The following is a 25,430-nucleotide window of genomic DNA, read 5'->3' on the forward strand; positions in this document are numbered from 1 at the left end:
ACAGATGACCGTGCCGGATGGGCGTCGTCGTAGCTCCTACAGCCGGCTGCTGCGCCATGGTTTCACCGACACCGCCACCGCCGAACGCCTCCTCGACACCCCCGTCCTCGCCCCCGTGCGCTCCGATCCGCTGCTGCTCGACGCCCTCGGTGCCACCGCCGATCCCGACCTCGCCCTCCAAGGGCTCGTGCGGCTCGTCGAGGCCACCGGCACCGCCGAGCGGCAGACGCTGCTGGACACCCTGGTCACCGCCAAGCCCCTGCGCGACCGGCTGCTCGGGGTGCTGGGCGCGTCCGAGGCGCTCGGCGACCACCTCGCCCGGCACCCCGGCGACTGGCACGCCCTCCTCACCTACGAGCCGGCCGACCTCAACCCCACGACACCGGAGTTCGAGAAGGCCCTCACCGACGGGGTGCGCGGCGAGCGGGGCGCCGGGCTGGCGCCCGCCGACGCGCTGCGCGCCGCCTACCGGCGCTGCCTGCTGACCATCGCCGCCCGGGACGTCTGCGGCACCTCCGACGTCGCCCAGACCGCGGCCGAGCTCGCCGACCTCGCCACCGCCACCCTCCGCGCCGCCCTCGACATCGCCGCCGAGGAGGCGCCCGAGGACGCCGCGGCCTGCCGGCTCGCCGTCATCGGCATGGGCAAGTGCGGTGGCCGCGAGCTCAATTACGTCTCCGACGTGGACGTCATCTTCGTGGCGGAGCCCCGCGCCGGCACCGCAGAGGGCGCCGCCGTGCAGGCCGCCACCCGGCTCGCCTCCCGGATGATGCGCGTCTGCTCGGACGTCACCCCCGAGGGGACCATCTGGCCCGTCGACGCCAACCTCCGCCCCGAGGGGCGCAACGGCCCGCTCGTCCGCACCCTCTCCAGCCACCTCGCCTACTACCAACGCTGGGCCAAGACCTGGGAGTTCCAGGCCCTCCTCAAGGCCCGCCCGGTCGCCGGTGACGCGGCGCTCGGGCAGGAGTACGTCGACGCCGTCTCGCCGCTCGTCTGGCAGGCCGCCGAGCGGGAGAACTTCGTCGCCGACGTCCAGCAGATGCGCCGCCGCGTCATCGCCTCCATCCCCGCCGGACAGGTCGACCGCGAGCTCAAGCTGGGGCCCGGTGGCCTGCGTGACGTCGAATTCGCCGTCCAGCTGCTCCAGTTGGTGCACGGACGCAGCGACGCGACGCTGCGCGGCGGCGGCACCCTCGACGCCCTGACCGCGCTCGCGGCCGGCGGCTACGTCGGGCGCTCCGACGCCGCGGCCCTCGACGCCGCGTACCGCTTCCTGCGCACCCTCGAACACCACATCCAGCTCTACCGGCTGCGCCGCACCCACCTCATGCCCGAGGACGAGGCCGACCGGCGCCGCCTCGGCCGCTCCCTGGCCCGCGCCTTCCAGTGGCCGCCCGGCACCGAACCGGTCGCCGAGCTCGCCAAGGTCTGGAAGAAGCACGCCCGCGAGGCCCGCCGCCTGCACGAGAAGCTCTTCTACCGCCCGCTCCTCGACGCCGTCGCCCAACTGGAGCCCGGCGAGATCCGGCTGAGCGCCAAGGCCGCGGGCCACCGCCTGGAGGCCCTCGGCTACGCCGACCCCGCCGCCGCCCTGCGCCACCTGGAGGCGCTCGCCTCCGGGGTGAGCCGCAAGGCCGCGATCCAGCGCACCCTGCTGCCCGTGCTCCTCGGCTGGTTCGCCGACTCCGCCGACCCGGACGCGGGGCTGCTGAACTTCCACAAGGTCTCCGACGCCCTCGGCCGGACCCCCTGGTACCTGCGGCTGCTGCGGGACGAGGGCGCCGCCGCCGAGAACCTCGCCCGGGTGCTGTCCGCCGGGCGCCTCGCCCCCGACCTGCTGCTGCGCGCCCCCGAGGCCGTCGCCCTGCTCGGCGACCCCGAAGGGCTGCGCCCGCGCGGCCGGGAGGCCCTGGAGCAGGAGGTGCTGTCCGCGGTGGGCCGCGCGGCGGACGCCGAGGCGGCGATCGTGGCCGTGCGCGGGGTGCGCCGCCGCGAGCTCTTCCGCACCGCCGCCGCCGACATCATCGGCGCCTACGGCCCCGCCGGGAGCGGCAACGGCGCCTCCGCGCAGGCGCGTCCGGCCGAGACCGAGGACACCCACCTGCGGGTCGACACCGTCGGCGGCGCCGTCTCCGACCTCAACGCCGCGGCCGTCGCCGGGGCGCTGCGCGCCGCCGTGCGCGCCGAGTGGGGCGATACCCTCCCCGCCCGCTTCGCGGTCATCGGCATGGGCCGCTTCGGCGGCCACGAGCAGGGCTACGGCTCGGACGCCGACGTGCTCTTCGTCCACGAGCCCCGCGAGGGCATCGGTGACGAGGAGGCCGCCCGCGCCGCCTTCGCCGTCGCCACCGAGATGCGCCGGCTCCTGCAACTGCCCACCACCGACCCGCCGCTGCTCGTCGACGCCGACCTGCGGCCCGAGGGCAAGTCCGGGCCCATCGTGCGCAGCCTCGCCTCCTACGCCGCCTACTACCGCCGCTGGTCGCTGGTGTGGGAGAGCCAGGCCCTGCTGCGCGCCAAGCCGGTCGCGGGCGACGCCGGGCTGGGGCAGCGGTTCATCGAGCTGATCGATCCCCTGCGCTATCCCGCCGAGGGCCTCGGCGAGGACGCCGTGCGCGAGATCCGCAGGCTCAAGGCCCGCATGGAGTCCGAGCGGCTGCCGCGCGGCGCCGACCCCACGACCCACACCAAGCTGGGGCGCGGCGGCCTGTCGGACGTGGAGTGGACCGTGCAGCTCCTCCAGATGCGCCACGGCTGGGCCGAGCCCGGGCTGCGGACGACCCGCACCCGCGAGGCCCTCCACGCGGCCTGCGCCGCCGGGCTGCTGAGCGCGGAGGAGGCGGCCATACTGGATGACGCGTGGGTGCTCGCGACGAGCGTCCGCAATGCCGTGATGCTCGTACGCGGCAGGGCCGGCGACACCTTCCCCTCGCACAGCCGCGAGCTGGCCGCCGTCGGCCGCTACCTCGGCTACGAGCCGGGCCACGTGGGGGAGATGCTCGACGACTACCGCCGCGTCACCAGACGGGCCCGCGCCGTCGTCGAGGAGCGCTTCTACGGATCCTGACGCCGCCGCCCGGCGGGCGGCGCCCGTTCAGTCAGAGGCCGTGGCCACGTGGCGGGCCAGGCGGTACGGGAACGTGCGGTACCAGCCGTAGGACAGCGCGAAGCCGAACGCCAGGCAGAGCAGGCCGCCCACCGCGTCCAGCCAGAAGTGGTTCGCGGTGGAGACGATCACCACCAGCGTCGCCACCGGATACAGCGCGCCCAGCACCCGTACCCACACCGGCCGGGCCAGCATCGCGATGGTCAGGCCGCACCACGCCGACCACCCGATGTGCATGGACGGCATCGCCGCGTACTGGTTCGACATGTCGGCGAGATTGCCCGATGCCATCGAGCCCCAGGTGTGGTGCACCACGACCGTGTCGATGAAACCGACGTTGTTCATCAGCCGTGGCGGGGCCAGCGGACAGAGGTAGTAGCCGAGCAACGCGACGCCGGTGGTGGCGAAGAGGACCAGCCGGGCCGCGGCGTAACGGCCCGGATGCCAGCGGTAGAGCCACACCAGCACCCCGATCGTGAGCACGAAGTGCAGGGTGGCGTAGTAGTAGTTCATCCCCACGATCAGCCACGTCACGGAATTGACCGCGTGGTTGATCGAGTGCTCGACCGCGATGTGCAGGGAGTTCTCGGTGCGCCAGACCCAGTCGGCGTTGCGCAGCGCCGCCGCCCGCTGCTCGGGGACGGCGTTGCGCACGAGCGAATACGTCCAGTAGCTCACCGCGATGAGCAGCACCTCGAACCACAGGCGTGGCCGGCGCGGTGAACGCGGCTGCCACGAGCCGAGTTTTCGCTGAGTGGGACGCTCCGCCGGCGGCCGGTCCGCTCGCTCCTCGGTGGGTGACGGGCCGGCCGTGCGGCCTTCCAGCTGCCTTACTGTCGCTTCACCCATAGCCAACCAGTCTGCCAGACGGCCGCCCGGGGCAGATCATCCCCAAGACTGGTCTTCGCCGCTTTGCGCCTGATTCGGCAGCACCGTACGAGCGCCCGTACGCGCGTCTGTGCGGGCCTGTTCGGGAAGTCGCGTGTCCGCGCCGCCACGGGACGTGCCCGGCGCCGAAGCCGTTGAACCCCGGACCACCAACTCCGGCAGGAACACGAATTCGCTGTGCGGCGCGGGCGTACCGCCGACCTCCTCCAGCAGCGCCCCCACCGCCGCCTGCCCCATCGCCTGCACCGGCTGCCGGATCGTGGTCAGCGGCGGGTCGGTGAAGGCGATGAGGGGCGAGTCGTCGAAGCCGACCACCGAGACGTCGCGCGGGACCTCCAGGCCGCGCTGACGTGCCGCGCGCACCACGCCCAGCGCCATCATGTCGCTCGCGCACACCACGGCCGTGCAGCCGCGGTCCAGGAGCGCGGAGGCGGCCGCCTGGCCGCCCTCCAGGCTGAAGAGCGAGTGCTGGACCGACTCCGCCGCCTCGGCCTCCGTCACCCCCAGCTCCTCCCGCATGGCCGCGAGGAAGCCCTCGATCTTCCGCTGCACCGGGACGTACCGCCGCGGGCCCAGCGCGAGACCGATGCGCCGGTGACCCAGTGCGGCCAAATGGGTGACGGCGAGCCGGACCGCGGCCCGGTCGTCGGGGGAGACGAAGGGTGCCCGCACCTTGGCCGAAAAACCGTTGATGAGCACGAACGGCACGCCCTGGGCACGCAGCCGCTCGTAGCGCTGCATATCCGCGGACGTGTCCGCGTGCAACCCGGAGACGAAGATGATCCCGGCGACCCCCCGGTCCACCAGCATCTCGGTCAGCTCGTCCTCCGTCGAGCCGCCCGGCGTCTGCGTGGCCAGCACCGGCGTATACCCCTGCCGGGTCAGCGCCTGCCCTATGACCTGCGCGAACGCCGGGAAGATGGGGTTGTCCAGCTCCGGGGTGATCAGCCCGACGAGGCCCGCGCTGCGCTGCCGCAGCCGCAGCGGCCGCTCGTAGCCCAGCACGTCTAGCGCGGCCAGCACGGACTGGCGGGTGGCGGCGGCCACCCCCGGCTTCCCGTTGAGGACGCGGCTGACGGTTGCTTCGCTGACACCCGCCTGCGCTGCGATATCGGCAAGCCGGGCGGTCACAGGACTGGACCTTACCGGTCGCATCTCAGACTGCCCACCAGACGCAGGAATCGGCGGGGATCCGGACCGTGCCGGCCGCGCTGCGCCCCTCCGGGAAGACGATGGACAGCGCCGACGTCGCCAGCACCGGACGCCCCGGCACCGGCAGCTCCACCTCCGTGCCCAGCGTGTTGAGCGTGCACACGAAACCGGGCCGCGAGAAGGCCAGCACCCCCTCCGGCGCGTCCAGCCAGACCATCTCCCCGTCGCCCAGCCCCGGCAGCTCGCGGCGGAGCGTCAGCGCCGAGCGGTACAGCTCCAGGGTCGAGCGCGGATCGCCCGACTGCGCCGCCACCGACAGCTCCCGCCACTCCTCGGGCTGCGGCAGCCAACTGCCGCCCGGCCCGAAGCCGTACGGAGCCTGATCGCCCGACCACGGGATCGGCACCCGGCAGCCGTCCCGGGTGCCGTCCTGGCCGTCGCCCCGGAAGAACGCCGGGTCCTGGCGCACCTCGTCGGGCAGGTCCACGACCTCCGGCAGCCCCAGCTCCTCGCCCTGATAGACGTAGGCCGAGCCCGGCAGCGCCAGCATCAGCAGTGCCGCCGCCCGCGCCCGCCGCAGCCCCGGCTCACCGGCGCCGTAACGCGTGGCGTGCCGCACCACGTCGTGGTTGGAGAGCACCCACGTCGTCGGCGCGCCCACCGACAGCGTGGCGGCCAGCGACTCGTCGATCACCGTGCGCATCGCGTCCGCGTCCCACGCGCAGTTGAGGAACTGGAAGTTGAACGCCTGGTGCAGCTCGTCGGGGCGCACGTAGAGCGCGAGGCGCTCCGAGGTCGGCGCCCACGCCTCGGCCACCCCGATCCGCTCGCCCTCGTAGGAGTCCAGCAGGGCCCGCCACGAGCGGTGGATCTCGTGCACCCCGTCCTGGTCGAAGAAGGGCAGCACCTGCGCGCCGATCAGCTTCGCCTGCTCCTTGCGGCCGATGTCCGGCAGCCCCGGCGCCTTGACCATGCCGTGCGCCACGTCGATGCGGAAGCCGTCCACCCCCAGGTCCAGCCAGAACCGCAGCACGGAGGCGAACTCCTCCCGGACCTCCTGGTTCTCCCAGTTGAGGTCCGGCTGCTCGGGCGCGAAGAGGTGCAGGTACCACTCGCCCGGCGTGCCGTCCGGGCCGTACGTGCGCGTCCAGGCCGGGCCGCCGAAGACGGACTCCCAGTCGTTGGGCGGGAGTTCGCCCGAGACGCCCTTGCCCGGCCGGAAGTGGTAGCGCTCGCGGGCCGTCCCCCCCGGACGGTCCGCGAGCGCGGCTCGGAACCACGCGTGCTGCTCGGACGTGTGGTTGGGCACGATGTCGACGATGATCCGCAGACCCAGCCGGTGCGCCTCCCGCACCAGGTCGTCCGCGTCCGACAGCTCACCGAACAGCGGGTCCACCGCGCGGTAGTCCGCCACGTCGTAACCGCCGTCCGCCTGCGGCGACGCGTAGAACGGCGTCAGCCACACCGCGTCCACGCCCAGCTCCGCCAGATACGGCAGCCGCTGCCGGATCCCCCGCAGATCGCCGATGCCGTCACCGTCGCTGTCGGCGAACGAGCGCACGTACACCTGATAGATGACGGCGCTGCGCCACCAGCCCTCCGCATGCGCGGACGAGGAGTCGGCGGCCGGGCGGACGGAGGGCGCGAGATCCTGGGTCATGTACTTCCCTAGGTCGAAAAGTGCGGTCACGGAAACAGGCGGTGCGAAGGGCCGTACGGGGCGGTGCTGGCGGTACCAAGGTGACAACGCGCGTCCGGCGCGTCCGGTGACGCACCCCGGGCCGGGTCAGCCCTTGGTGCCACCGGCGGTCAGCCCGGCGACCAGGTGCCGCTGGGCGAGGAAGAAGACGACGGCCGCGGGGACGGTGATCAGGACGGCCGCGGCCGTCATCAGACCCCACTCGGCCTTCTGCTGGCCGACGAAGGTCTGGAGCCCGACCGCGAGGGTGTAGTGCTCCTCGCTGCTCATGAACTGGGTGGCGAAGGCGACTTCGCCCCAGGCGGTGATGAAGGAGTAGAAGGAGGTGACGGCCAGGCCGGGCCGGGCGAGCGGCAGGATCAGCCGCCAGAAGGTGCCGAACGGGCTCAGCCCGTCCACCCGGCCCGCCTCGTCGATCTCGGCGGGAATGGTGTCGAAGTACCCCTTGAGCATCCAGGCGCAGAACGGGACGGACACCGAGCAGTAGGTCACGATCAGACCGGTGTAGGAGTCCAGGAGTTCGAGCTCACCCAGAATGTTGTACAGCGGCACGATCAGTACCGCCATCGGGAACATCTGCACGATCAGGAAGGTCCACATCAGCGGCCTGTGCCCGGGGAAGCGCATCCGCGACACCGCGTAGCCCGCCGTCGCCGCGACGAACACCCCGAGCAGGGTGGCGCCCACCGCCACGATCACCGAATTCCCGAACCAGGTCAGGAACTTGGTGTGCCCCAGGATGTGGGAGTAGTTGGAGAAGTCGAAGCCGACGAACCGCGTCGGTTCCTGCCAGCCGTCGCGGCCGCGCAGCGAGACGAAGACGACGAACAGCACGGGGAAGACAGCGACCAGGCTCGCGAGGGCCAGCGCCGTGTGCAGGGCGGCCGAGGCGCCGCGCGACCGCTCGCCGCGGAAGCGTGGGGTGGTGGAGCTCATCGCGTGGTCTCCTCCTGTCGGGAGAGCATCCGGCGGTAGAAGACGGCGAAGACCAGCAGCAGCGAGAGGATGAGGATGCCGTAGGTGGCAGAGCCCGCGTAGTCGCGCACCCCCTGGAAGGCCAGGCGGTAGGCGTACGTCACCAGGATCTCGCTGTCGGAACTCGCGCCCTGCCCGATCAGCAGATAGATCACCTGGAACATGTTGAACGTCCAGATGACGCCCAGCAGGATCACGGTCCCGCTCACCGGCCGCAGGCCCGGCAGCGTCACGTGCCGGAACCGCTGCCAGGGCGAGGCCCCGTCCATCTCGGCCGCCTCGTGCAACTCCCGCGGTATCGCCTGGAGTCCGCCGAGTATCGCCACCATCATGAACGGCACGCCCAGCCACACGTTGACCGCGACGGCCGACACCTTCTGGAGCGTCGAGTCCCCGAGCCAGTCGACGGGGTCCAGGCCGAGCTTGGTCATGAAGGCGTTGAGCACGCCGTACTTCTCGTTGAACATCAGCCGCCACGAGAAGGTCGCGACGAACGCCGGTACCGCCCACGGCAGGATCAGCAGCACGCGGTAGAGCACCCGGAACCGCATCGGCCTGTTGAGCAGCAGGGCCAGCCCGAGGCCGATCGTGTAGTGCAGGAACACGCACGACGCGGTCCAGATCACCGTCCAGCCGAGCCGCGAGTAGAAGTGGCCCTCCTGCCCCGAGAGCACCTTCCAGTAGTTGTCGAGACCGACGGACTTGTACGTCGAGGCGATGTGGTTGACGCCGATGGTCCGGCCGACGTTGGCCTCGTTGGCGTCGGTGAAGGACAGATAGATCCCGCGCCCCAGCGGATACCCGACGAGCACCGCCAGCACGACGACCACGGGCAGCACCATGGCCCAGGCGTACCAGTGCGTATCGAACGACCGCCGGAGCCGGGTGAACAGCGTGGGCGGACTACCGGTTTCGGAGACTGCTGCGGACATGGGCGACGGCTTTCTGAGGGGGGACGCGGATCGAGGAAAGGGGCGCCTCCCAGCGGCAGCTGGGGGAGTCCGGGGCGGAGCCCCGACTTCTGGGCACTTCCAGCCCGTTGAGGGCGGGGGGCGAAGCCCCCGACTTCCGGGTAACTTCAGCCCGTCCGGCGTTTGAGGACAACGCGGCAAGCCGTGTTGCGGGGTCTGGGGCGCAGCCCCAGTTGCGGGAAGGGGCGGGGTGGGGAAAAGACCCCCGCCCCCTACTGCCGCACCGACCAGTCCTTCAGCAACGCCCCCTGCCAAGCCTTGGCCGTCGCGTCCAGCCCCTCCTTCGGCGACTCCTTCAGCGTCAAGATCTTCGTGTAGTGCTGGAGCCAGTCCGTGAAGAGATCCCCGCCCTGCGGAATCTGCGGCCGCGCGTGCGCCTTGCCCAGTGCCTCGTAGAAGGACTTCCGCACGGGATCGGCCAGCACCTCCGACGTGTACGCCGACTTCCGCGTAGGCAGCACCCCGACCGCCGACGACACCGACTCCTGCTGCGTGGCCTCGGTCATGAACCGCGTGAAGAGGTAGGACGCGTCGAAGTTCTTCGACCCGGCGTAGACGACGAGGTTGTGCCCGCCGACCGGCGCCCCCGCCGTGCCCGTGGAGCCGGCCGGGATCGGTGCGATCCCGAGGTTGTCCTTCGACTTGTACGCGTCGCCGCCGAAGATCTCCTTCGTCGCCCACGGCCCGTCGATCAGCATCGCCAGCTTGCCGTTCTTGAAGTCCGTCTTGAGCGCGTTGTAGCCGTCCGTGCCCGCCGGCTTGGGCGCCGCGCCGGACTTCACCAGGTCGACGGCCGTCTCGATGCCCTTGAGGGACGCCGCGTCGGAGATGGTGATCTTCTTGTCGGCGACGTCGACCATGTCGCTCTTCTCGCCGTAGAGGAAGGGCAGCGAGTAGTAGCTGTCCGGGCTGAGACCGATCCCCTCGGCGCCCGTCCTGTCCTTGATCTTCAGGGCCGCCTCCTTGACGGCGGCCCAGTCGGCCGGGGGTTTGTCGATGCCGGCCTTCTGGAAGAGCTCCTTGTTGTAGAGCAGCCCGAGCGTGTCGGTGACCTGGGGGACGCCGTACGTCTTGCCCTGGTACGCGGCGTTCTTCAGCGGCCCGTCGAGGAAGTCCTCGGGCTTGTCGAGCGCGGGCGTGCCGGTGAGGTCCTTGAGGTAGCCGAGCTGGGCGAAGCCCGGGGTCCAGCCGACGTCCGAGCGCAGCACGTCCGGCGCGCCCTTGCCGGTGGAGGCCGCGGTCTTGAACTTCTGCTGGGCCTGGTCGAAGGGCACGTTGACGTAATCGACCTTGATCTTGGGGTACTTCGCCTCGAAGGCCGACACCAGCTTCTTGAAGGCCGGTGCCTCGTTGGTGGCGTCCGAGGTGTCCCACCAGGTGACCGTCCCGCTCACGCTGCCCGGGTCGTTCGCCGCCTTGGATCCGTCGCCGCCGTCACCGCCGCCGTCACCGCCGCACGCGGTCGCGGTCAGGGCCAGCGCGCCGATGACGGCCGCAACCGATATGCCTCTTCGCATATGGATCTCCTCATCAAGGAGGCCGACCAGTCGCGGACGGCCCGAGCTGTGGAGGAAGTTAACAGGCTGCAATCTCTTGCGAAAGGGTTTGCAAGAACGAAACAGCGAGATTTCCGGGTCGTAACCGGACCGTGTCCCAAGGGTTGACCAGCGGCTACCGGCCTCGTACGGTCTCGTGCGCGGCAGTTGTCGCGGTCGTGCGGACCGGAAGTTGCAGCAAGAAGAGCAAGAACCTTCATCGGCCTGCTGGGTGCGGTGCGTTGCCGCACCAGGTCGTTCTGTCCCGGTTCGTCAGGAACCGGTCACCCCCCCCTCAGGAGGCGCCGTGCCCCCCTTCGCCCTGCCCGGAACCGGCCGGAGAGCCCTGCTCGCCGTCGCCGCCCTGGTCGCCGGAACCCTCACCTGCGCCCCGCCCGCCCAGGCGGCCGCCCCTGGTGAACGCGACGTCACCGCCGTGCTCTTCGAGTGGAGTTACGCCTCCGTCGCCAAAGAGTGCAAGGACACCCTCGGCCCGGCCGGCTACGGCTATGTCCAGGTCTCCCCGCCCCAGGAGCACATCCAGGGACCGCAGTGGTGGACCTCCTACCAGCCCGTCGGCTACCGCGTCGCCGGACGGCTCGGCGACCGCGCCGCGCTGAAGAACATGGTCGACACCTGCCACGCGGCCGGGGTCAAGGTCGTCGCCGACGCCGTCGTCAACCACATGGCCGCCGGCTCCGGCACGGGCACCGGCGGCACCACGTATACGAAGTACGGCTATCCGGGCACGTACGAGGACCGGGACTTCCACGGCTGCCGCAAGCCCGTCGGCGACTACCGCGACCGCGGCGACGTCCAGAACTGCGAACTCGTCGGCCTCGCCGACCTCGACACCGGCGCGGAGCGCGTACGCGACCGCATCGCCGCCTACCTCGACGACCTGCTCTCGCTCGGCGTCGACGGCTTCCGCGTCGACGCCGCCAAGCACATCGCCACCGAGGACCTCGCCGCGATCAAGTCCCGGCTGAGCAAGCCCGATGTCTACTGGAAGCAGGAGACCATCTACGGCGCGGGCGAGGCCGTCCAGCCGGACGAATACCTGCGCAACGGCGACGTCCAGGAATTCCGCTACGCGCGCGACCTCAAGCGCGTCTTCAACGGAGAGCGGCTCGCCTATCTCAAGAACTTCGGCGAGGGCTGGGGCTATCTGCCCGGCGGCCAGGCATCCGTCTTCACCGACAACTGGGACACCGAGCGCGGCGGCGACACCCTCAGCTACAAGGACGGGGCGAACTACACCCTCGCCAACGTCTTCATGCTCGCCTGTCCCTACGGTTCCCCCGACGTCCACTCCGGCTACGAATTCACCGACCGCGACGCGGGCCCGCCCAACAGCGGTGCGGTGACGGCCTGTTGGCAGGACGGCTGGAAATGCCAGCACAAATGGCCCGAGATCAAGTCCATGGTGGCCTTCCGCAACGCGACACGGGGCGCGGCCGTCGGCGACTGGTGGGACAACGGATACCAGGCGATCGCGTTCGGGCGCGGGGACAAGGGCTATGTGGTCGTCAACCACGAGTCGTTCGCGCTGAGCCGCACCTTCAAGACGTCGCTGCCGGCGGGTGACTACTGCGACGTGCAGGGCGGCCGAAGGGTGGCGGTCGCGGGGGACGGCACCTTCACGGCGACGCTGGCCCCGAACACGGCACTGGCGCTGCATGTGGGTGCGCGCACGTGCGCCTGATTTTTCCCCACACCGGCTCTTCCCGTATCCAGGGGCTTCGCCCGAGGACAAGCGGCGCAGCCGCTTTGGGGGTCTGGGGGCTTGCCCCCTCACGCGGCGGAGCCGCATACCAATGCGGCCGGGAAGGGGCGGGACTGGGGCAGACAAACGGATCAGCGAGCCCAAGGAGCCCCATGCGCCGTCGTAAACGCCTGGCCACCGTCGTCCTGCTACTGCTGCCCCTGGCGGGGCTCGGGCCGGCCCGGGCCACCACGCCCCAACCCACCCCGCCCCAAGCCACCGTGCAATGGATCGACCGCACCACCGTCGCCTGGCCCAAGAACCTCGGCGACCCCGGCCACCCCCACCGCCTCGTACACGACACCGGCACCTTCGCCCTCACCCCGCAGCCCGGCGGGCTCACCCCCGGCCAGCGGGCGAAGTATCCCCACCTCGCCGCCTACGACGCCTTCCGCATCGCCCCCGGCGACCGGTCACGCGTCCCCGCAGCGCTGCGCGGCCAACTCACCGCCACTACGGACGACATCACCACCGGCGTACAGACAGCCGGCGTCCTCGACGACCTCTACGCCGCGCCCGCGGCCAAGGCCGAGCTCGGCCCCGCCTTCCGTCGAGGCTGCCCCACCCTCTCCGTCTGGGCGCCCACGGCGCGTCGCGTCGCCCTCGAACTCGACGGCCGCACCGTGCCCATGCGGCGCGACGCCACCAGCGGCGTCTGGAGCGTCACCGGCCCCCGCGAGTGGACCGGCAAGCCCTATCGGTACGCCGTCACCGTCTGGGCCCCGACCGTGCGGAAGGTGGTCACCAACCTCGTCACCGACCCGTACTCCACCGCCCTCACTGCGGACTCCGCGCGCAGCGTGGTCACCGACCTCGCCGACCCCGCCCTCGCCCCGCCCGGCTGGCAGGGGCTCCGCAAGCCCCGGGCCGTGCCCCTGCGGGACGCGCGGATCCAGGAACTGCACATCCGCGACTTCTCCGTGGCGGACCGCACCTCGGCGCACCCGGGGCAGTACCTCGCCTTCACCGACCGGACCTCGGCCGGCATGCGCCACCTGAAGGGCCTCGCCGACGCGGGCACCTCCTACGTCCACCTGCTGCCCGCCTTCGACTTCGCCACCGTCCCCGAGAAGCGCGCCGACCAGGCCACGCCCGCCTGCGACCTCGCCGCCCTGCCCGCCGACTCCGAGCGGCAGCAGGAGTGCGTGGGGCGGACGGCCGCCCGGGACGCCTACAACTGGGGCTACGACCCGCTGCACTACACCGTCCCCGAGGGCTCCTACGCCTCCGACCCCGACGGCCCCCGGCGCACCCTCGAATTCCGGCGGATGGTCCAGGGCCTGGCCGGCGCCGGGCTGCGCACCGTCATGGACGTCGTCTACAACCACACGGCCGCCTCCGGACAGGACCCGAAGTCCGTCCTCGACCGCATCGTCCCCGGCTACTACCAGCGGCTGCTGGACGACGGCACCGTCGCCACCTCCACCTGCTGCGCGAACACCGCGCCCGAACACGCCATGATGGGCAAGCTCGTCGTGGACTCCGTCGTCACCTGGGCCAAGGCGTACAAGGTCGACGGCTTCCGCTTCGACCTCATGGGCCACCACCCCAAGGCCAACATCCTGGCCGTGCGCAAGGCCCTCGACGCGCTCACGCCCGCCAAGGACGGCGTCGACGGCAAGTCGGTGATCCTCTACGGCGAGGGATGGAACTTCGGCGAGGTCGCGAACGACGCCCGCTTCGTCCAGGCCACCCAGAAGAACATGGCGGGCACTGGCATCGCGACCTTCTCCGACCGCGCCCGCGACGCCGTCCGCGGCGGCGGCCCCTTCGACGCGGACCCGCGCGTCCAGGGCTTCGCCTCCGGCCTCTACACCGACCCCAACGGCGCGACCCCCGGCACCCCCGAGGAACAGCGGGCCCGCCTCCTGCACGCCCAGGACATCGTCAAGGTGGGCCTGACCGGCAACCTCGCCGCGTACCGCTTCACGGACTCCACCGGCCACAGCGTGCGCGGCTCGGACGTCGACTACAACGGCGCGCCCGCCGGCTACGCCGCCGCCCCCGGCGACGCCCTCGCCTACGTGGACGCGCACGACAACGAGACCCTCTACGACGCCCTCGCCTTCAAACTGCCGCAGCGCACCACACCCGCCGAGCGGGCCCGCACGCAGGTCCTCGCCATGGCCACCGCCGCGCTGTCCCAGGGGCCCGCGCTCTCCCAGGCCGGTACGGACCTCCTGCGCTCCAAGTCCCTGGACCGCGACTCCTTCGACAGCGGCGACTGGTTCAACGCGATCCACTGGGACTGCGCCGACGGCAACGGCTTCGGCCGCGGCCTGCCCCCGGCCAAGGACAACGCGGCCAAGTGGCCCTACGCCCGCCCCCTCCTCGCCGACCCGGCCCTGCGCCCCGGCTGCGCACCCACCGAGGCGGCCTCCGCGGCCTACCGCGACCTGCTGCGCATCCGCACGACGGAAAAGGCGTTCAGCCACACCACGGCCGCCGACGTCCAGGCGGACCTCTCCTTCCCGCTCTCCGGCAACGACGAGACACCGGGCGTGATCACGATGCGGCTGGGCAACCTGCTCATCACCCTGAACGCCACCCCCGGCCGCCTCACCCAGCACGTCCCGACGCTGTCCGGAACGCCGTACGCCCTCCACCCACTCCAGGCGGCGGGATCCGACCCGGTGGTCAAGTCGGCGTCGTACGACCGCACATCGGGCACCTTCACGATCCCGGGCCGCACGGTGGCGGTCTTCCGGCAAGGGGGCTGAGGACCGACGCAGGCTGACGCCCCTCAGACCGACAGCGGCGCCAGTGCCGAGAGGCGGGTCAGGAGGTCCGTGAAGGGGCCGAGGTCCGATTCGTCGGTGAGCATGTGGCGGAGGACCTCCGCCATGTCCTCGTCGTAGGCCGCGCTCACCGCCGTGAGGGCCACGAAGTCGTGGACCAGCTGGCGTTCCAGCTCGGCGCGGGGGATGCGGCGGTCGTCGAGCCAGAGCAGGGCCGTCGTCTCGGTCAGGGAGATCCAGGAGCGGACGGTCAGCTCCAGCCGCGGGGGCGGTGACTGCACGCCCAGGTGGCGCAGCACCTCGGCGTACGCCGCCTGCCGCACTCCGCCGATCACGGCGCAGGCCCGGCCGCTCCCGGCGGCGGGGCCGCCGCGCATCAGGGCGGAGAAGCCCGTGCCGTGCTCCTCGACGAAGTCGAAGAAGCGGTGCATCACCCGCGCGAGCCGCTCGCCCAGCGGGCCCTCGCACGGCTCGTCGAAGAGCGCCGCGAGCTCGTCCGCCGCCCGGCGCAGCGCCGCCTCGTACAGGCTCTGCTTGCCGGGGAAGTAGTGATAGACGAGCGGCCGGGATATCCCGGCCGCCGCCGCGATCTCGTCGATGGAGACGTCGTCCGGGCGGCGTCGGCCGAACAGCTCGAGTGCGACCGCGATCAGTTGCTCGCGTCGCTGCTCGACCGCCATTCTGCGCCGTATCCCGTTCGTCATGGCGGTCATACTAATGGCAGCCCGGAGGGGCTGACCGTGCTCAGGAGGCAGGTGGGCAGGGGTCGTTCGTCACCGGGAGCCCCTCACTGGATGGCCGTGAGCTTCTTCCCGTCCGTCAGCCGTGCGCTGAGCGCCGTCCGGGAGCCGGGCTTCGCGGGGACGGCCAGCAGGTGGCCGGAGGCGGTGGTCTGCACCGCGCCGGTCGCGGCGATCGACTGCACGTCGTCGCTGCCGGCCGCGAGCGCGTACCAATTGCCGCCGGGCGACTTCCACAGCACCCCCGCCAGGGCGTGCGGGTCGCGCTCCCCGCATGCGGGGGAGCCCTCGGCGCGGGCGACGGGCGGGCTCGCCGCGCCCGGCCGGGTGCCCGGCGGCTGGAACAGCGCCAGCACCCGGCTCCCCGCGCCGCGCCACGTCTCGGCCCGGGTGCACAGCCACTCCGCGCTGCCCGCCGTGCCGCCGGGCAGCGGCTGGGTCGCGAAGGGCCAGGAGTTCACCGAGCGCACGCCCTGCGCCCGCATGGTCTGCAGGTGGCAGGCGGTGTGCGCCCAGTCGGCGCGGGCGGCCGGGCCGGTGACGTCGTGCTGCTCGCCGGGGGCGCCCGTGGTGAGCCGGGCCGGGGTCAGCTCGCCGAGGTCGGTCACCAGGCGGCCGCCCATCTGGAGGGCGGGCCAGCTGTGGCAGTCCCTGGCCGAGGCCGGGCTGATGGTCGGGTCGGTCACCCCGTCGGCCGCCGTGCGCAGCGGCCGCGGGCTGTCGCCTGGCTTGAGGAGGTCGCGCACCGAGACCTCGCTCACCCAAGGGGCCGTCAGATAGCGGACGTCGCTGTCGGCCCGGCCGACGACGACCGCGGTCGCGGAGTCCTCGTCCGCCGCGTCCGCGCGGGCGAAGTCGAGGGCCGCGCCGCCGGTGTCACCGCTCCTGGCCTCGGCGTAGCGCACCAGGCGCAGCCCGTCGTGGAAGACCACGACCGTGGCCTGGCCGACCTCGCCCGCGTACAGCAGCTGCGGCGGGCCGGCGGCGGGGCCGGTGGCGGTGCCCGGCGTGGCGGTCACCCGCACGCTGCTCCCCGGCCGCGCCCAGACGGCGAGGGCCCGGCGCAGCAGTGCCTGGTCGTCGGTGCGGCTGCCGCGGGCGGGCCAGACGGCGAAGCCGGAGCGGTCCGCGCGCTGCCACGCGTCCGCGCTCGCGCGGGTCAACTTCGCGGGGTCCAGGGCCTGTTGCGCCGAGGCGTTCTGCGCGTACGGGGGAGCGGCGGCGCCGTCCGGGCCCCAGCCGCTGTCCGGCAGCACCAGCAGCGTGCCGCACACGGCGGCCGCCGCGGCCGCCGCGAGGGCGGCCCGGCCGTGCTGGCGGCGGCGCATCAGGTCCGTGGGCCGCGCCTGGAGGGAGCAGGGGTCGAACTCCATCGACTCCAGCAGCGACGCGTCCCGGCTCCCGGCCGGCGTGCGCAGCCCGTCCGCCTCGATGAGCGCGGACGCCGGGTCCTCGACGCCGGCGGCCTTGAGCGCCTGCCGTACGTCACGGTCGGAGGGCAGCTCCAGGGCGCGCAGCACATAGGCGGCCCGGCCGGGCCCGGAGAGGGCGGCGAGCGCCTGGTCCAGGGCGAGTTCGTCGGCGCCGCCGGAGCGGGGGAACAGCCGCAGCCCCCACACCTGCGGCAGCAGCGGTGGAAGCCGGCCCGCCTTCGGCAGCTGCCACCGCCCGCGCGGGCGGCCCGCCTCCAGCGCGGCCCGCAGCACCCGCTGCCGCACATACGTATAGCCCGGGTCGCCCGGGGAACCGGCGCCCCCGCGCGGGGCGGGCACGGTCAGTCCGGCGAGCTCGGCCTGGGTGACCCGGTTGCGGGGCAGGGCGCGCTGCACGAGGGCGTGCGCGGTGAGCACCCGGCGATTGCGGCCCAGGGTGGGCGGCAGCACGAGATACCCGAGCCTCACGAGACGCGGGTAGTGCTCGATGAGCGCGGCCTCCGCCTGCTCGACGTCGACGGGCGGGACGGTCCGGGGGGCTGTCGCTTGCTGCTCCACGGTCCGTAGAACGAGTGAATGGTGAGATGGTCACCTCACGCCCGTCGGGTGACCGGGGGCACGGGGTCGGCGCTGGTGGAAGCCCGCGGGCCGCCGTTCCCGCGCCACCGCGGCGCGGCGTCCGCCGTGCCGCGGGTTGACGGCCGGGCCGTGCGCCGGTCAGGCCGCCTCAGGCCACGTAGCGCGCGCGGATGCGGTCGACCGCGTCGTCGGGGACGCCGAGGCCGTCGCGGACGTACGCCTCCACCCCGCCGTACGCCCGCTCCATCTCCTCCAGCGCCGCCGCGAGATAGGCGGGCCGCACGCCGAGGATCGCGTCGGAGATCTCCGGGTCGCCGCCCGCCTCGGTGAAGCGGTCGATGAGCGGCGCGAACGCGGCCCGCACGGCCGGGTTGACCGAGAGGTACTCCTCCTGGACGGTGGCCTCGTCCGCGCCGAGGAGCAGCAGGATCACGGTGGCCGCCCAGCCCGTGCGGTCCTTGCCCGCGGTGCAGTGGAAGAGGAGCGGGCCGCAGTCCGGCTCGGCGAGGGCCGACAGCAGGAGGCGGTACGCGTCGCAGGCGGACTCGGAGGTCACGAAGGCGCGGTAGGCGTCGCAGAGCAGCTTCTCGGCCTTGCCGTTGCCCAGGTGCTCGTCCGCGACGGCGGGGTTGCCGAGCACCGAGTCGAGCTTGGCGGGGACGCTCTCGGCGCCCGTCATCCCGGCGGCCATCACGTCCGCGACGATCAGCCGGGCGCTCTCGGGCACCTGGTCGGGGCGCTCGTGCCGCTCGTGCTCGGAGCGCAGGTCCACGACCGTGTGGATGCCGAGGGCGGCGACCGCGGGGTCGAGCTCCGGGTCGAGCCGGTCGAGCTGGCCGGAGCGAAGCAGCAGGCCTGGGCGGACGGCCGAATTGCCGGCGAGCGCGATGCCGCCGAGATCGCGGAGATTGATGATGGTCGAGGCATCGAGCTGCGGCATGGTCGCGTCTCTCCTTGTCGGATATCTACCGTTATTGTGCCGAACGGTAGCCGAGGGCGCGCTCGCACCCCAGCCCCAGGGCCACCCCCAGCCCCAGTGCGGTCAGGTGCCCGGCGTCCGTGAACGTCGGCCTCCCGCGCAGCAGGGGGCGCACGCCGAACGCCAGGAGCGCGGCGTACGCGGTTGTGCGCGCGGCGCCCCGTGGAAGCAGTGCGCCGAGCGCGCCGAGGACCGCGTGGTAACCGTAGCTCGGACCGACGTCCGTGGCGGACCGTGTGCGCGGAGAGGTGCGTACGGCCCGCAGGCCGCCGTACACCAGCAGGGTCGCGCCGACGTGCCCCAGGGCGAAGGCGCCCGCCGCCCACCACGCGCCGTACGCGTACTCGGCGTAGCCCAGGACCGCCAGGAGCAGCAGGGCGTACGGCAGTTCCATCGCACCCTCCATGACCAGGGCGCTGGTGGCGAGGGTGTCCCAGCGGCCGCTCCCCAGATTGTCGACGTTCGTCGAGCAGCGCTTCAGCAGGCGCTCCCGGGCGGCCGGGGCGAGCCAGTGGTGGGTGGCGGCCGTGGCAAGGGAGAGCGCGCCCACGTAGGCGGGGGCGAGGCGGGGGAGGCGTCGGGGCGTGTGTGGTGCGGTCATGCGGCCATGGTCGCCCGTGCGGGCCCGCTCCGGCAGGGTTCGGGCCCGCACGGGCATGCGGGGTTCACGGCCGGCCGAGCCGCCACCCGCTGAATTCCGCCAGCCCCCGCGCACCGCTGCCGTCATTGCCCGCGGTCAGGAAGAGCCCGACGTCCTGCGCCGGGGCCGTGCCCGGAACCCGTACCTCCGCGACCGTCCGCCACGGCCCGCCCTCGTCCGAGGAGCACTCGCCCCGGAAGACCCCCGGGGCGACCCGGCCGAGCCTGAGCCACACGGGCCCCCGCACCCCCGTGATGCGCCGGTAGGTGTCGAAGGCGCCCGAGCCGCTCGCGTCGTAGGACAGGACCACGCCCTGCCCCGGCGTCAGCGCGAGGTTCACGGCCCCCGGCGACCGCGCCGTCAGGTCGTCGCGCACGATGATGCCCGCACGCGCCCAACTGCCGGTGTCCGTCTGCGAGTCGACCCGCACGGTGGCGGTGTCGCCGGTCCGCAGCGCGCCCGCGCGGTAGAGCGCGCCGAACTGCTCGGTGCCCTTCCACAGGTCGTCGCCCGAGCCGTCGATCGCGAAGCGGTCGTCCTCCAGCTGGCCGAAGACGGCGGCGTTCCCACTGACCGTGCGCCACCCGGCGGCGAGCGGACCGGCCAGGAACAGCACGTCGCTGCGTGCGCTCCGCACCCGCGTCGCGCCCTGCGGGCCGTAGAGCGCGCCGGCCTCGTACGGCAGCCGGCGCAGCGGGCGGTCGAGCGGTGCGGCGGGCGCGGTGACGCGCCAGCGGGCCGTGCCCGTGCCGCCGGGCGGCAGGCCGGGCAGCGAAGTGGGGCCCTGTGCCTCGGCGTTGACGCCCGTCACGTCGAGGTCGACGCGGCCGGTGGCCCGCAGGCCGTTCACGTTGGTGAGGGCGACGGTGACCGTGGCGGTGCCGCCCGGCGGCACGGCGGCGGGACGCACGGTGGTGGACAGCGCGCCCTGGTACGGGGCGGCGGCCAGGGCGTCCCGTACGCGTACGGCCGTGCCGTAGGTGTCGCCGGCCGGCCGCTGCGCGTACGCCGTTCCCGCCCGCGTCCACGGCTCCTCCACCGCGAACCAGTCCACGGCGCGCGGCGCCCGCCCCTCGCGCAGCGCGTCCTCCAGCTCCTCCAGCCAGCGCCGCCAGCGCGGCAGATAGAAGCCGCTCATCAGGCCGTGCCAGTCGCGGTTGGCGTAGTCGTGCAGCTTGCCGCCGTCGGAGGTGGCCCGTCCGCCCCATATGGTCAGCAGCGCCCGGCCCGCGCGCACCAGCTCGTCCGCCTCCTGCGGCCCGGTGGCCATGGCCCGCGCGGCGGCGTCCCAGGGCCCCAGCAGGAACGCCTGGTGCGTGCCCGCGATGTCCTCGGCCAGGCCCATCAGCTTCAGCCACAGCGCCGCGAGCGCCCGGAAGGCGGGCAGGTCGCCGCGCTCGTGAGCGGCCCGCAGCTCGGGGAGGAGCTGCCTGCTGCGGTGCGCGAGCGCCTGGCGGGCGACGTCGGCCAGGTCGTAGCGGTAGGTGTCGCGGCCGCGCAGGCCCGCGCCGACGGCCAGCAGCCCGGTGAGCGCGGCGTCGAAGCGGACCGGGTCGTACGACAGGGCGCTCGGCGCGTACTCCCCGGCCCGGTCCGTGGCCAGGTCCGGGCGGGCGGCGAAGAGGCTGTCGTGCGGGTCGCTGCGCCCGGGCGCGTGCTGCCGGTAGGCGGTGTCCCGCAGCGCCGCCCACGCGTCCCGGGCCGCGGCGTCCCGGCGGCCGTAGCGGAAGTCGGCGTACGCGCGGAACCACTGCTCGCGGTCCGGCGCCTCCTCGTGCCAGGCCAGCTCCGAGAAGAACTCGAAGGCAGCCGGGTCGCGGTCGGCGGCCTCGGGCATGTACGCCGTGCCGGCCAGGGCACTGCCGGGCTTGTCCCGCCACGCGAAGAACTTCGCCTCCCAGACGTCGGTCTTCGCGCCCAGCGTCGTGCGCCCGCCGAAGTTCGGGATGCTGCCGAAGGCGTAGGGAGTGCCGCCCCAGTCCTTCTCCCGGTCGGTGATGCCCTCGAAGCGGTCGGAGATGCCGTCGACGATCAGCATCCGCCCACGGTCGACGGCGTCGAGCAGCTCGGGGACCGGGTTGCTCTCCCAGCCGAGGATCACCCAGGTCGCCTCCGGGTGCGCGGCGCGCAGCGCCTTCTCGACGCCCCGGGCCGCCGCCGCCACGGGGACGTCGCCCGCGGTGCCGCCCTCGTGCAGCAGGTCCATCTTGAAGTGCGCTGCCTCACCGAAGAGTTCGCGCTGGTGGCGGTAGAAGGACGCCGCGGTACGGGCGAAGGCGCCGGTGCGCGGGTCGAGCCAGTCGGGGCGCCCGAAGCCGTGCCACACGCCCTGCGGGACGACGCGCGCGTCCGGGTTCCGCTCGGTGAAACCGTCGGGCACGGAGCCGCAGTAGCCCGGCAGGACCGGGGCCATGCCCAGCTCGCGCAGCCGGTCGCAGATCCGCCGGCCCAGCGCGGCGCGCCGGGCGATCAGCGCGGGGGAGAGGGGGCCGCCGTACCCGCTCAGGTTCTGCAGCAGCCACCACGGCTGGTGGGAGGGGGCGGGCAGCCAGGCGCGCGCCTCGGCGTCCGTGTAGCCGCTGTCCAGCAGGACGCGGTGGTGTACGGCCTCGTGCCCGGCGATCACCAGCACCTCGTTGCAGCCGTGCAGGGCGAGGATGTCGATCATCCGCTCCCAGTAGGGCCAGTCGGCGTACGGGAAGGTGTAGCCGTCGTTGGTGTCGTTGAGCGCGAAGCGGTGCGGCAGCGCGGTGGAGCGCCGCAGCGGCTCGCCCGGCGCGGGGAGGGCGGCCGGCAGGTCGAGGTGACGCGCGCTCCAGGTGATGTGGGCCCCGCACACGTATTTGAGGTACCAGTGCACACCGGTCAGCAGCACCGCCGGGCTCGTGCCCGCCACCTCGATCCGGCCGGCCGTGCCGGTGACCTCGAAGCGCTCCCGGCCCGAGGGCAGCGGGGTCAGCGTGAACTGCCGCGCGTGCGCGGGCAGCAGGCGCTCCAGCGCGGCACGGGCGGGAGCGGAATCGAAGGGGGCGGAGGGGGCGGTGTCGGAGGGGACGGGGAGCCGGGGGTCGGAGGCGGCCGCGGGAGAGGTGGTGCCGAGGGCGGCTCCCGCGCCGATCGCTCCGACGGCCCCCAGCACCGCACGTCTGGACGGCGACGGCGTCGGCAGCTCGGTCATGGCGCTCCCCACTGTGCGGTACGCGACAACGCGCGCGTGCGAGGCGCACGCTAGCGGGGGCCATCAGAGGGAGCAATGACGGCTCGTCGGCGGCTTCGCCCGGCCGCCGGTCAGGCGAGGCTCTCGCCCCGGTCGAGATAGGCCAGAACCGCCAGCACCCGCCGGTTGTCGTCGTCGGACGGCGGCAGGCCGAGCTTGGCGAAGATGTTCGACGTGTGCTTGGTGACCGCCCGCTCCGTGATGTGCAGCTGCGCGGCGATCGCGGCGTTCGACCGCCCCTGGGCCATCAGCTCGATCACCTCCCGCTCGCGCGGCGTCAGCCGCCCCATCGGCGTGTCCCGCGACCGCCGGGTCAGCAGCTGGGAGATCACCTGCGGATCCATCGCGGTGCCGCCCGCCGCGACCCTCCGCACGGCGTCGACGAACTGCGCCGCGTCGAACACCCGGTCCTTCAGCAGATACCCGATGCCCCCGCTGCCGTCGGCGAGCAGTTCCCGCGCGTACAGCTGCTCCACGTGCTGGGACAGCACCAGCACCGGCAGCCCCGGCGTCTCCCGGCGGGCCGCCAGGGCGCACTGGAGCCCCTCGTCCGTGAACGACGGCGGCAGCCGTACGTCCACGACCGCGACGTCCGGCTTCAGCTCGGCGAGCGCCCGGCCGAGCTCCGGGCCGCTCTCCACGGCCGCGGCGATCTCGAAGCCGAAGGCCTCCAGCATCCGGACCAGCCCGTCCCGCAGCAGGAACAGGTCTTCGGCGAGCACGACGCGCAAGGGGTTCTCCCTGGGATGGTGACGGGGCGTCAGCGGAGGGCGCAGGGGATCTCCATCGTGACCATCGTGGGCCCGCCCACCGGGCTGCTCACGGCCAGGACGCCGTCGAAGGCGCCGAGGCGCCGCTCGATGCCGAGGAGGCCGGTGCCGCCGCCTCCCTCACCGGGTCCGCCCTTCTCGCCGCGTCCGCCGCCGGAGCCCGGCGCCGCGCCGCCGCGGCCGTCGTCGGTCACCGAGATCCGCAGCGCTCCCTCGGTGTGGTGCACGTCGAGCTGGACCCGCTGGGCGCGGGAGTGCTTGGCGGCGTTGGTGAGCACCTCGCTGACCGCGAAGTACGCGGCCGACTCGACCGGCTCCTCGGCCCGCCCCGGCAGTTGGACGTCCACCTCGACGGGCAGCGGCATCCGCAGGGCGAGGGCGCGCAGGGCGTCACCGAGGCCGCGCTCGGCGAGCACGGGCGGGTGGATGCCGCGGATGAGGTCGCGCAGTTCGGTGAGGGCCTCGGCGGAGTCGGCGCGGGCCGCGGCCAGCAGCCGCTTGGCCTGGGCGGGGTCGTGCTCGACCAGCGCCTCGATCGTGCCCAGGCTCATGCCCATCGCCACCAGCCGGGCCTGCGCGCCGTCGTGCAGGTCGCGCTCGATGCGGCGCAGCTCGGCGGCGGAGCTGTCCACCGCGTCGTGCCGGGTCTCGGTGAGGTGCTCGACGCGCAGGGCGAGCTCGCGCTCCGGGGTGGGCCGCAGCAGCACCGCGGCGAGCCGGAAGTGCGTGCGCACGAGGTACTGGTTGACGAACACCCCCAGCAGGCCGAATCCGAACCCGGTCGCCGCCGCGAGGTTGGCCGTGAACTGGTCGGTGACGGGCACGAACGCGAACCACTGCACGTCATTGACCCGGACGATCGGCTTCCACACCCCGAGGGCCAGGACCAGGCCCCAGAACACGTAGAGGATCAGCGTCGCGGGCAGCACCCCGAGCACCGCACCGGCCGACAGGTCCACGAACAGCCACTGGATGTCGCGCCACGTCGCCTTGTCCTTGAGCAGGTTCAGGCAGTGCTCCACCTGGCCGGCGAACCCGCCACGCCGCTCGGGCAGCCTGCGGTACGGGACCGGGATGCGCACCCCCGACCACGCCTCGGCCTGGCGGCGGCGCGCGTTCGCGTACGACCGCACGGCCGACAGGACGACCGGGGTGGTGAAGAAACCGATCCCCAGCACCATCAGCACCAGGGACACCAGGGTGAACGTGAAGAGCAGCGTGGACATCACCAACCCGGAGACCGTCAGCCACAGCCCGCGCGCAGCGGCCAGTAGTGCCTTGGCGATCTTCATGCCGGTGTCCCCCGTGTGCGTCGTGCCAGGACCGCGGCTCGGCCCTGGACCGACTCTAGTCTCTGTCCGCACACACGGTCGGTCACTGGGGCGGGCACCCCGGCCATGGTGTACCTAACCCCCCTGACCTCGGGCGATGCCTTCTCGGGGGCGGCACGTGGAGTGCGCCGGGAGCCTCGCGTGACGCCGCGGGGCCCCGGCGCGCGCCGGGGTGGATCAGTAGCCGGCGGGCGGCGCGTACTTGTAGCCCACGCGCCGCACCGTCACGATCGAGGCGCGGTGCTCGGCCCCCATCTTGCGGCGCAGCCGGGCGACGTGGACGTCGACCGTACGGCCGTCGCCCACGTGACCGTAACCCCACACCGTCGTCACCAACTGGTCGCGCGTGTGCACCCGGTGGGGGTGCGCGACGAGGTGGGCGAGCAGCTCGAACTCCAGGTAGGTCAGGTCCAGCGGCTTGCCCGCGATGCGCGCGATCCGCTGCTCCGGGTCGATGCTCACCAGCGCGTCCCCGCGCCCGCCGGGCGCCGTGGCCTCGGGGACGGGCTGCTCCGCCGGTACGAGCACGAGATAGCCGATCATCGGCGGCTGGCCGGGGAGCGTGGGCACGGTGTGCTGGGGGGCGGGCATCCAGGTCGCCGCCCCGGAGTGCAGCAGCTCGGCGACCGGGGGCACCTCGTCCGGGGCGACGGCCCGCAGTCGGTGCCGGTGCGCCCCGTGGGCGGCGGCGGTGGTGTGGGCGGCGCCCGAGGACGCCGGGGCGGACGCGGCGAGGGTACGGAGGTTCGTCATGGAGAGCTCAGCTCTTTCGCGCGGGGACCGTCGAGGGACGTGCGTGTGCGCGGGGCCGTTGGCCGGGACGAGGTGTCCGGCGGCTGACTTCGACGTGAGGGTCAGCGAGGGGAGTGGGCCTGCGCGGAAGTCGCGCGGCAACACACTCGGTCGAAG

17 protein-coding genes are annotated in these 25,430 nt (G+C 73.2%); 3 read left to right on the forward strand and 14 right to left on the reverse strand.

The window, feature by feature from the left end:
• The first annotated feature begins 4 nt into the window (after window positions 1-4).
• On the forward strand, window positions 5-3,070 hold the full coding sequence (locus tag ACFY1P_RS11230; RefSeq protein WP_361521576.1) for a bifunctional [glutamine synthetase] adenylyltransferase/[glutamine synthetase]-adenylyl-L-tyrosine phosphorylase: 3,066 nt from the start codon (window positions 5-7) through the stop codon (window positions 3,068-3,070).
• A gap of 27 nt (window positions 3,071-3,097) precedes the next feature.
• On the opposite strand, the gene ACFY1P_RS11235 is transcribed toward ACFY1P_RS11230, so the two are convergent.
• From ACFY1P_RS11235 to ACFY1P_RS11260, 6 genes are all read right to left on the reverse strand, one after another.
• Entirely contained in the window at window positions 3,098-3,958 is an 861-nt protein-coding gene (locus ACFY1P_RS11235) for a phosphatase PAP2 family protein (protein WP_361521579.1), read from the reverse strand.
• 36 nt (window positions 3,959-3,994) lie between these two features.
• Window positions 3,995-5,128: a LacI family DNA-binding transcriptional regulator gene (locus ACFY1P_RS11240; protein WP_361521581.1), complete on the reverse strand. Its 1,134-nt coding sequence runs from the start codon at window positions 5,126-5,128 to the stop codon at window positions 3,995-3,997.
• Between the two features lie 25 nt (window positions 5,129-5,153).
• A complete protein-coding gene (locus ACFY1P_RS11245; protein WP_361521583.1) occupies window positions 5,154-6,809 on the reverse strand; it encodes a glycoside hydrolase family 13 protein in 1,656 nt (551 codons plus the stop codon).
• A 126-nt stretch (window positions 6,810-6,935) separates the two neighbouring features.
• On the reverse strand, window positions 6,936-7,784 hold the full coding sequence (locus tag ACFY1P_RS11250) for a sugar ABC transporter permease (protein WP_390750499.1): 849 nt from the start codon (window positions 7,782-7,784) through the stop codon (window positions 6,936-6,938).
• Window positions 7,781-8,755 carry a carbohydrate ABC transporter permease gene (locus tag ACFY1P_RS11255; protein WP_390750500.1) on the reverse strand — a complete coding sequence of 325 codons (975 nt, stop codon included), beginning with the start codon at window positions 8,753-8,755 and terminating at the stop codon, window positions 7,781-7,783. The genes ACFY1P_RS11250 and ACFY1P_RS11255 overlap by 4 nt, the downstream gene beginning before the upstream one ends.
• A 251-nt stretch (window positions 8,756-9,006) precedes the next feature.
• Window positions 9,007-10,311 (reverse strand): extracellular solute-binding protein, encoded by a 1,305-nt coding sequence (locus ACFY1P_RS11260; protein ID WP_361521592.1) that lies wholly within the window; start codon window positions 10,309-10,311, stop codon window positions 9,007-9,009.
• Between the two features lie 325 nt (window positions 10,312-10,636).
• Here ACFY1P_RS11260 and ACFY1P_RS11265 point away from each other — a divergent pair, with 325 nt between their 5' ends.
• Both ACFY1P_RS11265 and pulA read left to right on the forward strand, forming a co-directional pair.
• Complete coding sequence (locus ACFY1P_RS11265; protein ID WP_390750501.1) at window positions 10,637-12,034, forward strand: alpha-amylase family protein; 1,398 nt, start codon at window positions 10,637-10,639, stop codon at window positions 12,032-12,034.
• Window positions 12,035-12,249: 215 nt separating this feature from the next.
• The gene (gene pulA, locus ACFY1P_RS11270) at window positions 12,250-14,814 is read left to right on the forward strand and encodes a pullulanase-type alpha-1,6-glucosidase (RefSeq protein ID WP_390750576.1); all 2,565 of its coding nucleotides are present in this window, start codon (window positions 12,250-12,252) and stop codon (window positions 14,812-14,814) included.
• A 23-nt stretch (window positions 14,815-14,837) separates the two neighbouring features.
• On the opposite strand, the gene ACFY1P_RS11275 is transcribed toward pulA, so the two are convergent.
• The 8 genes from ACFY1P_RS11275 to ACFY1P_RS11310 form a co-directional block, all read right to left on the reverse strand.
• Entirely contained in the window at window positions 14,838-15,536 is a 699-nt protein-coding gene (locus tag ACFY1P_RS11275; RefSeq protein WP_361521601.1) for a TetR/AcrR family transcriptional regulator, read from the reverse strand.
• Between the two features lie 83 nt (window positions 15,537-15,619).
• Window positions 15,620-17,563: a hypothetical protein gene (locus ACFY1P_RS11280; RefSeq protein WP_390750502.1), complete on the reverse strand. Its 1,944-nt coding sequence runs from the start codon at window positions 17,561-17,563 to the stop codon at window positions 15,620-15,622.
• A 169-nt stretch (window positions 17,564-17,732) separates the two neighbouring features.
• Window positions 17,733-18,524: a tyrosine-protein phosphatase gene (locus tag ACFY1P_RS11285; protein ID WP_390750503.1), complete on the reverse strand. Its 792-nt coding sequence runs from the start codon at window positions 18,522-18,524 to the stop codon at window positions 17,733-17,735.
• 31 nt (window positions 18,525-18,555) lie between these two features.
• Window positions 18,556-19,164 carry a rhomboid-like protein gene (locus ACFY1P_RS11290; protein ID WP_390750504.1) on the reverse strand — a complete coding sequence of 203 codons (609 nt, stop codon included), beginning with the start codon at window positions 19,162-19,164 and terminating at the stop codon, window positions 18,556-18,558.
• A gap of 64 nt (window positions 19,165-19,228) precedes the next feature.
• The gene (locus ACFY1P_RS11295; RefSeq protein ID WP_390750505.1) at window positions 19,229-22,381 is read right to left on the reverse strand and encodes an alpha-N-acetylglucosaminidase TIM-barrel domain-containing protein; all 3,153 of its coding nucleotides are present in this window, start codon (window positions 22,379-22,381) and stop codon (window positions 19,229-19,231) included.
• A 110-nt stretch (window positions 22,382-22,491) separates the two neighbouring features.
• Entirely contained in the window at window positions 22,492-23,151 is a 660-nt protein-coding gene (locus tag ACFY1P_RS11300; protein WP_361521614.1) for a response regulator transcription factor, read from the reverse strand.
• Between the two features lie 29 nt (window positions 23,152-23,180).
• The gene (locus tag ACFY1P_RS11305; protein WP_390750506.1) at window positions 23,181-24,482 is read right to left on the reverse strand and encodes a sensor histidine kinase; all 1,302 of its coding nucleotides are present in this window, start codon (window positions 24,480-24,482) and stop codon (window positions 23,181-23,183) included.
• A 216-nt stretch (window positions 24,483-24,698) separates the two neighbouring features.
• Window positions 24,699-25,274: a winged helix-turn-helix domain-containing protein gene (locus ACFY1P_RS11310; protein ID WP_361521620.1), complete on the reverse strand. Its 576-nt coding sequence runs from the start codon at window positions 25,272-25,274 to the stop codon at window positions 24,699-24,701.
• Window positions 25,275-25,430: the final 156 nt, after the last annotated feature.

This window comes from Streptomyces sp. NPDC001407 (genome assembly GCF_042895325.1).
Classification (GTDB): Bacteria; Actinomycetota; Actinomycetes; order Streptomycetales; family Streptomycetaceae; genus Streptomyces.

What these genes read in the sequence shown, in the direction of transcription:
- ACFY1P_RS11230 (WP_361521576.1), top strand. Translation starts at nt 5, where the DNA reads ATGACCGTGCCGGATGGGCGTCGTCGTAGCTCCTACAGCCGGCTGCTG.
- ACFY1P_RS11235 (WP_361521579.1), bottom strand. Translation starts at nt 3,958, where the DNA reads ATGGGTGAAGCGACAGTAAGGCAGCTGGAAGGCCGCACGGCCGGCCCG.
- ACFY1P_RS11245 (WP_361521583.1), bottom strand. Translation starts at nt 6,809, where the DNA reads ATGACCCAGGATCTCGCGCCCTCCGTCCGCCCGGCCGCCGACTCCTCG.
- ACFY1P_RS11250 (WP_390750499.1), bottom strand. Translation starts at nt 7,784, where the DNA reads ATGAGCTCCACCACCCCACGCTTCCGCGGCGAGCGGTCGCGCGGCGCC.
- ACFY1P_RS11255 (WP_390750500.1), bottom strand. Translation starts at nt 8,755, where the DNA reads ATGTCCGCAGCAGTCTCCGAAACCGGTAGTCCGCCCACGCTGTTCACC.
- ACFY1P_RS11260 (WP_361521592.1), bottom strand. Translation starts at nt 10,311, where the DNA reads ATGCGAAGAGGCATATCGGTTGCGGCCGTCATCGGCGCGCTGGCCCTG.
- ACFY1P_RS11275 (WP_361521601.1), bottom strand. Translation starts at nt 15,536, where the DNA reads ATGACGAACGGGATACGGCGCAGAATGGCGGTCGAGCAGCGACGCGAG.
- ACFY1P_RS11285 (WP_390750503.1), bottom strand. Translation starts at nt 18,524, where the DNA reads ATGCCGCAGCTCGATGCCTCGACCATCATCAATCTCCGCGATCTCGGC.
- ACFY1P_RS11290 (WP_390750504.1), bottom strand. Translation starts at nt 19,164, where the DNA reads ATGACCGCACCACACACGCCCCGACGCCTCCCCCGCCTCGCCCCCGCC.
- ACFY1P_RS11295 (WP_390750505.1), bottom strand. Translation starts at nt 22,381, where the DNA reads ATGACCGAGCTGCCGACGCCGTCGCCGTCCAGACGTGCGGTGCTGGGG.
- ACFY1P_RS11305 (WP_390750506.1), bottom strand. Translation starts at nt 24,482, where the DNA reads ATGAAGATCGCCAAGGCACTACTGGCCGCTGCGCGCGGGCTGTGGCTG.
- ACFY1P_RS11310 (WP_361521620.1), bottom strand. Translation starts at nt 25,274, where the DNA reads ATGACGAACCTCCGTACCCTCGCCGCGTCCGCCCCGGCGTCCTCGGGC.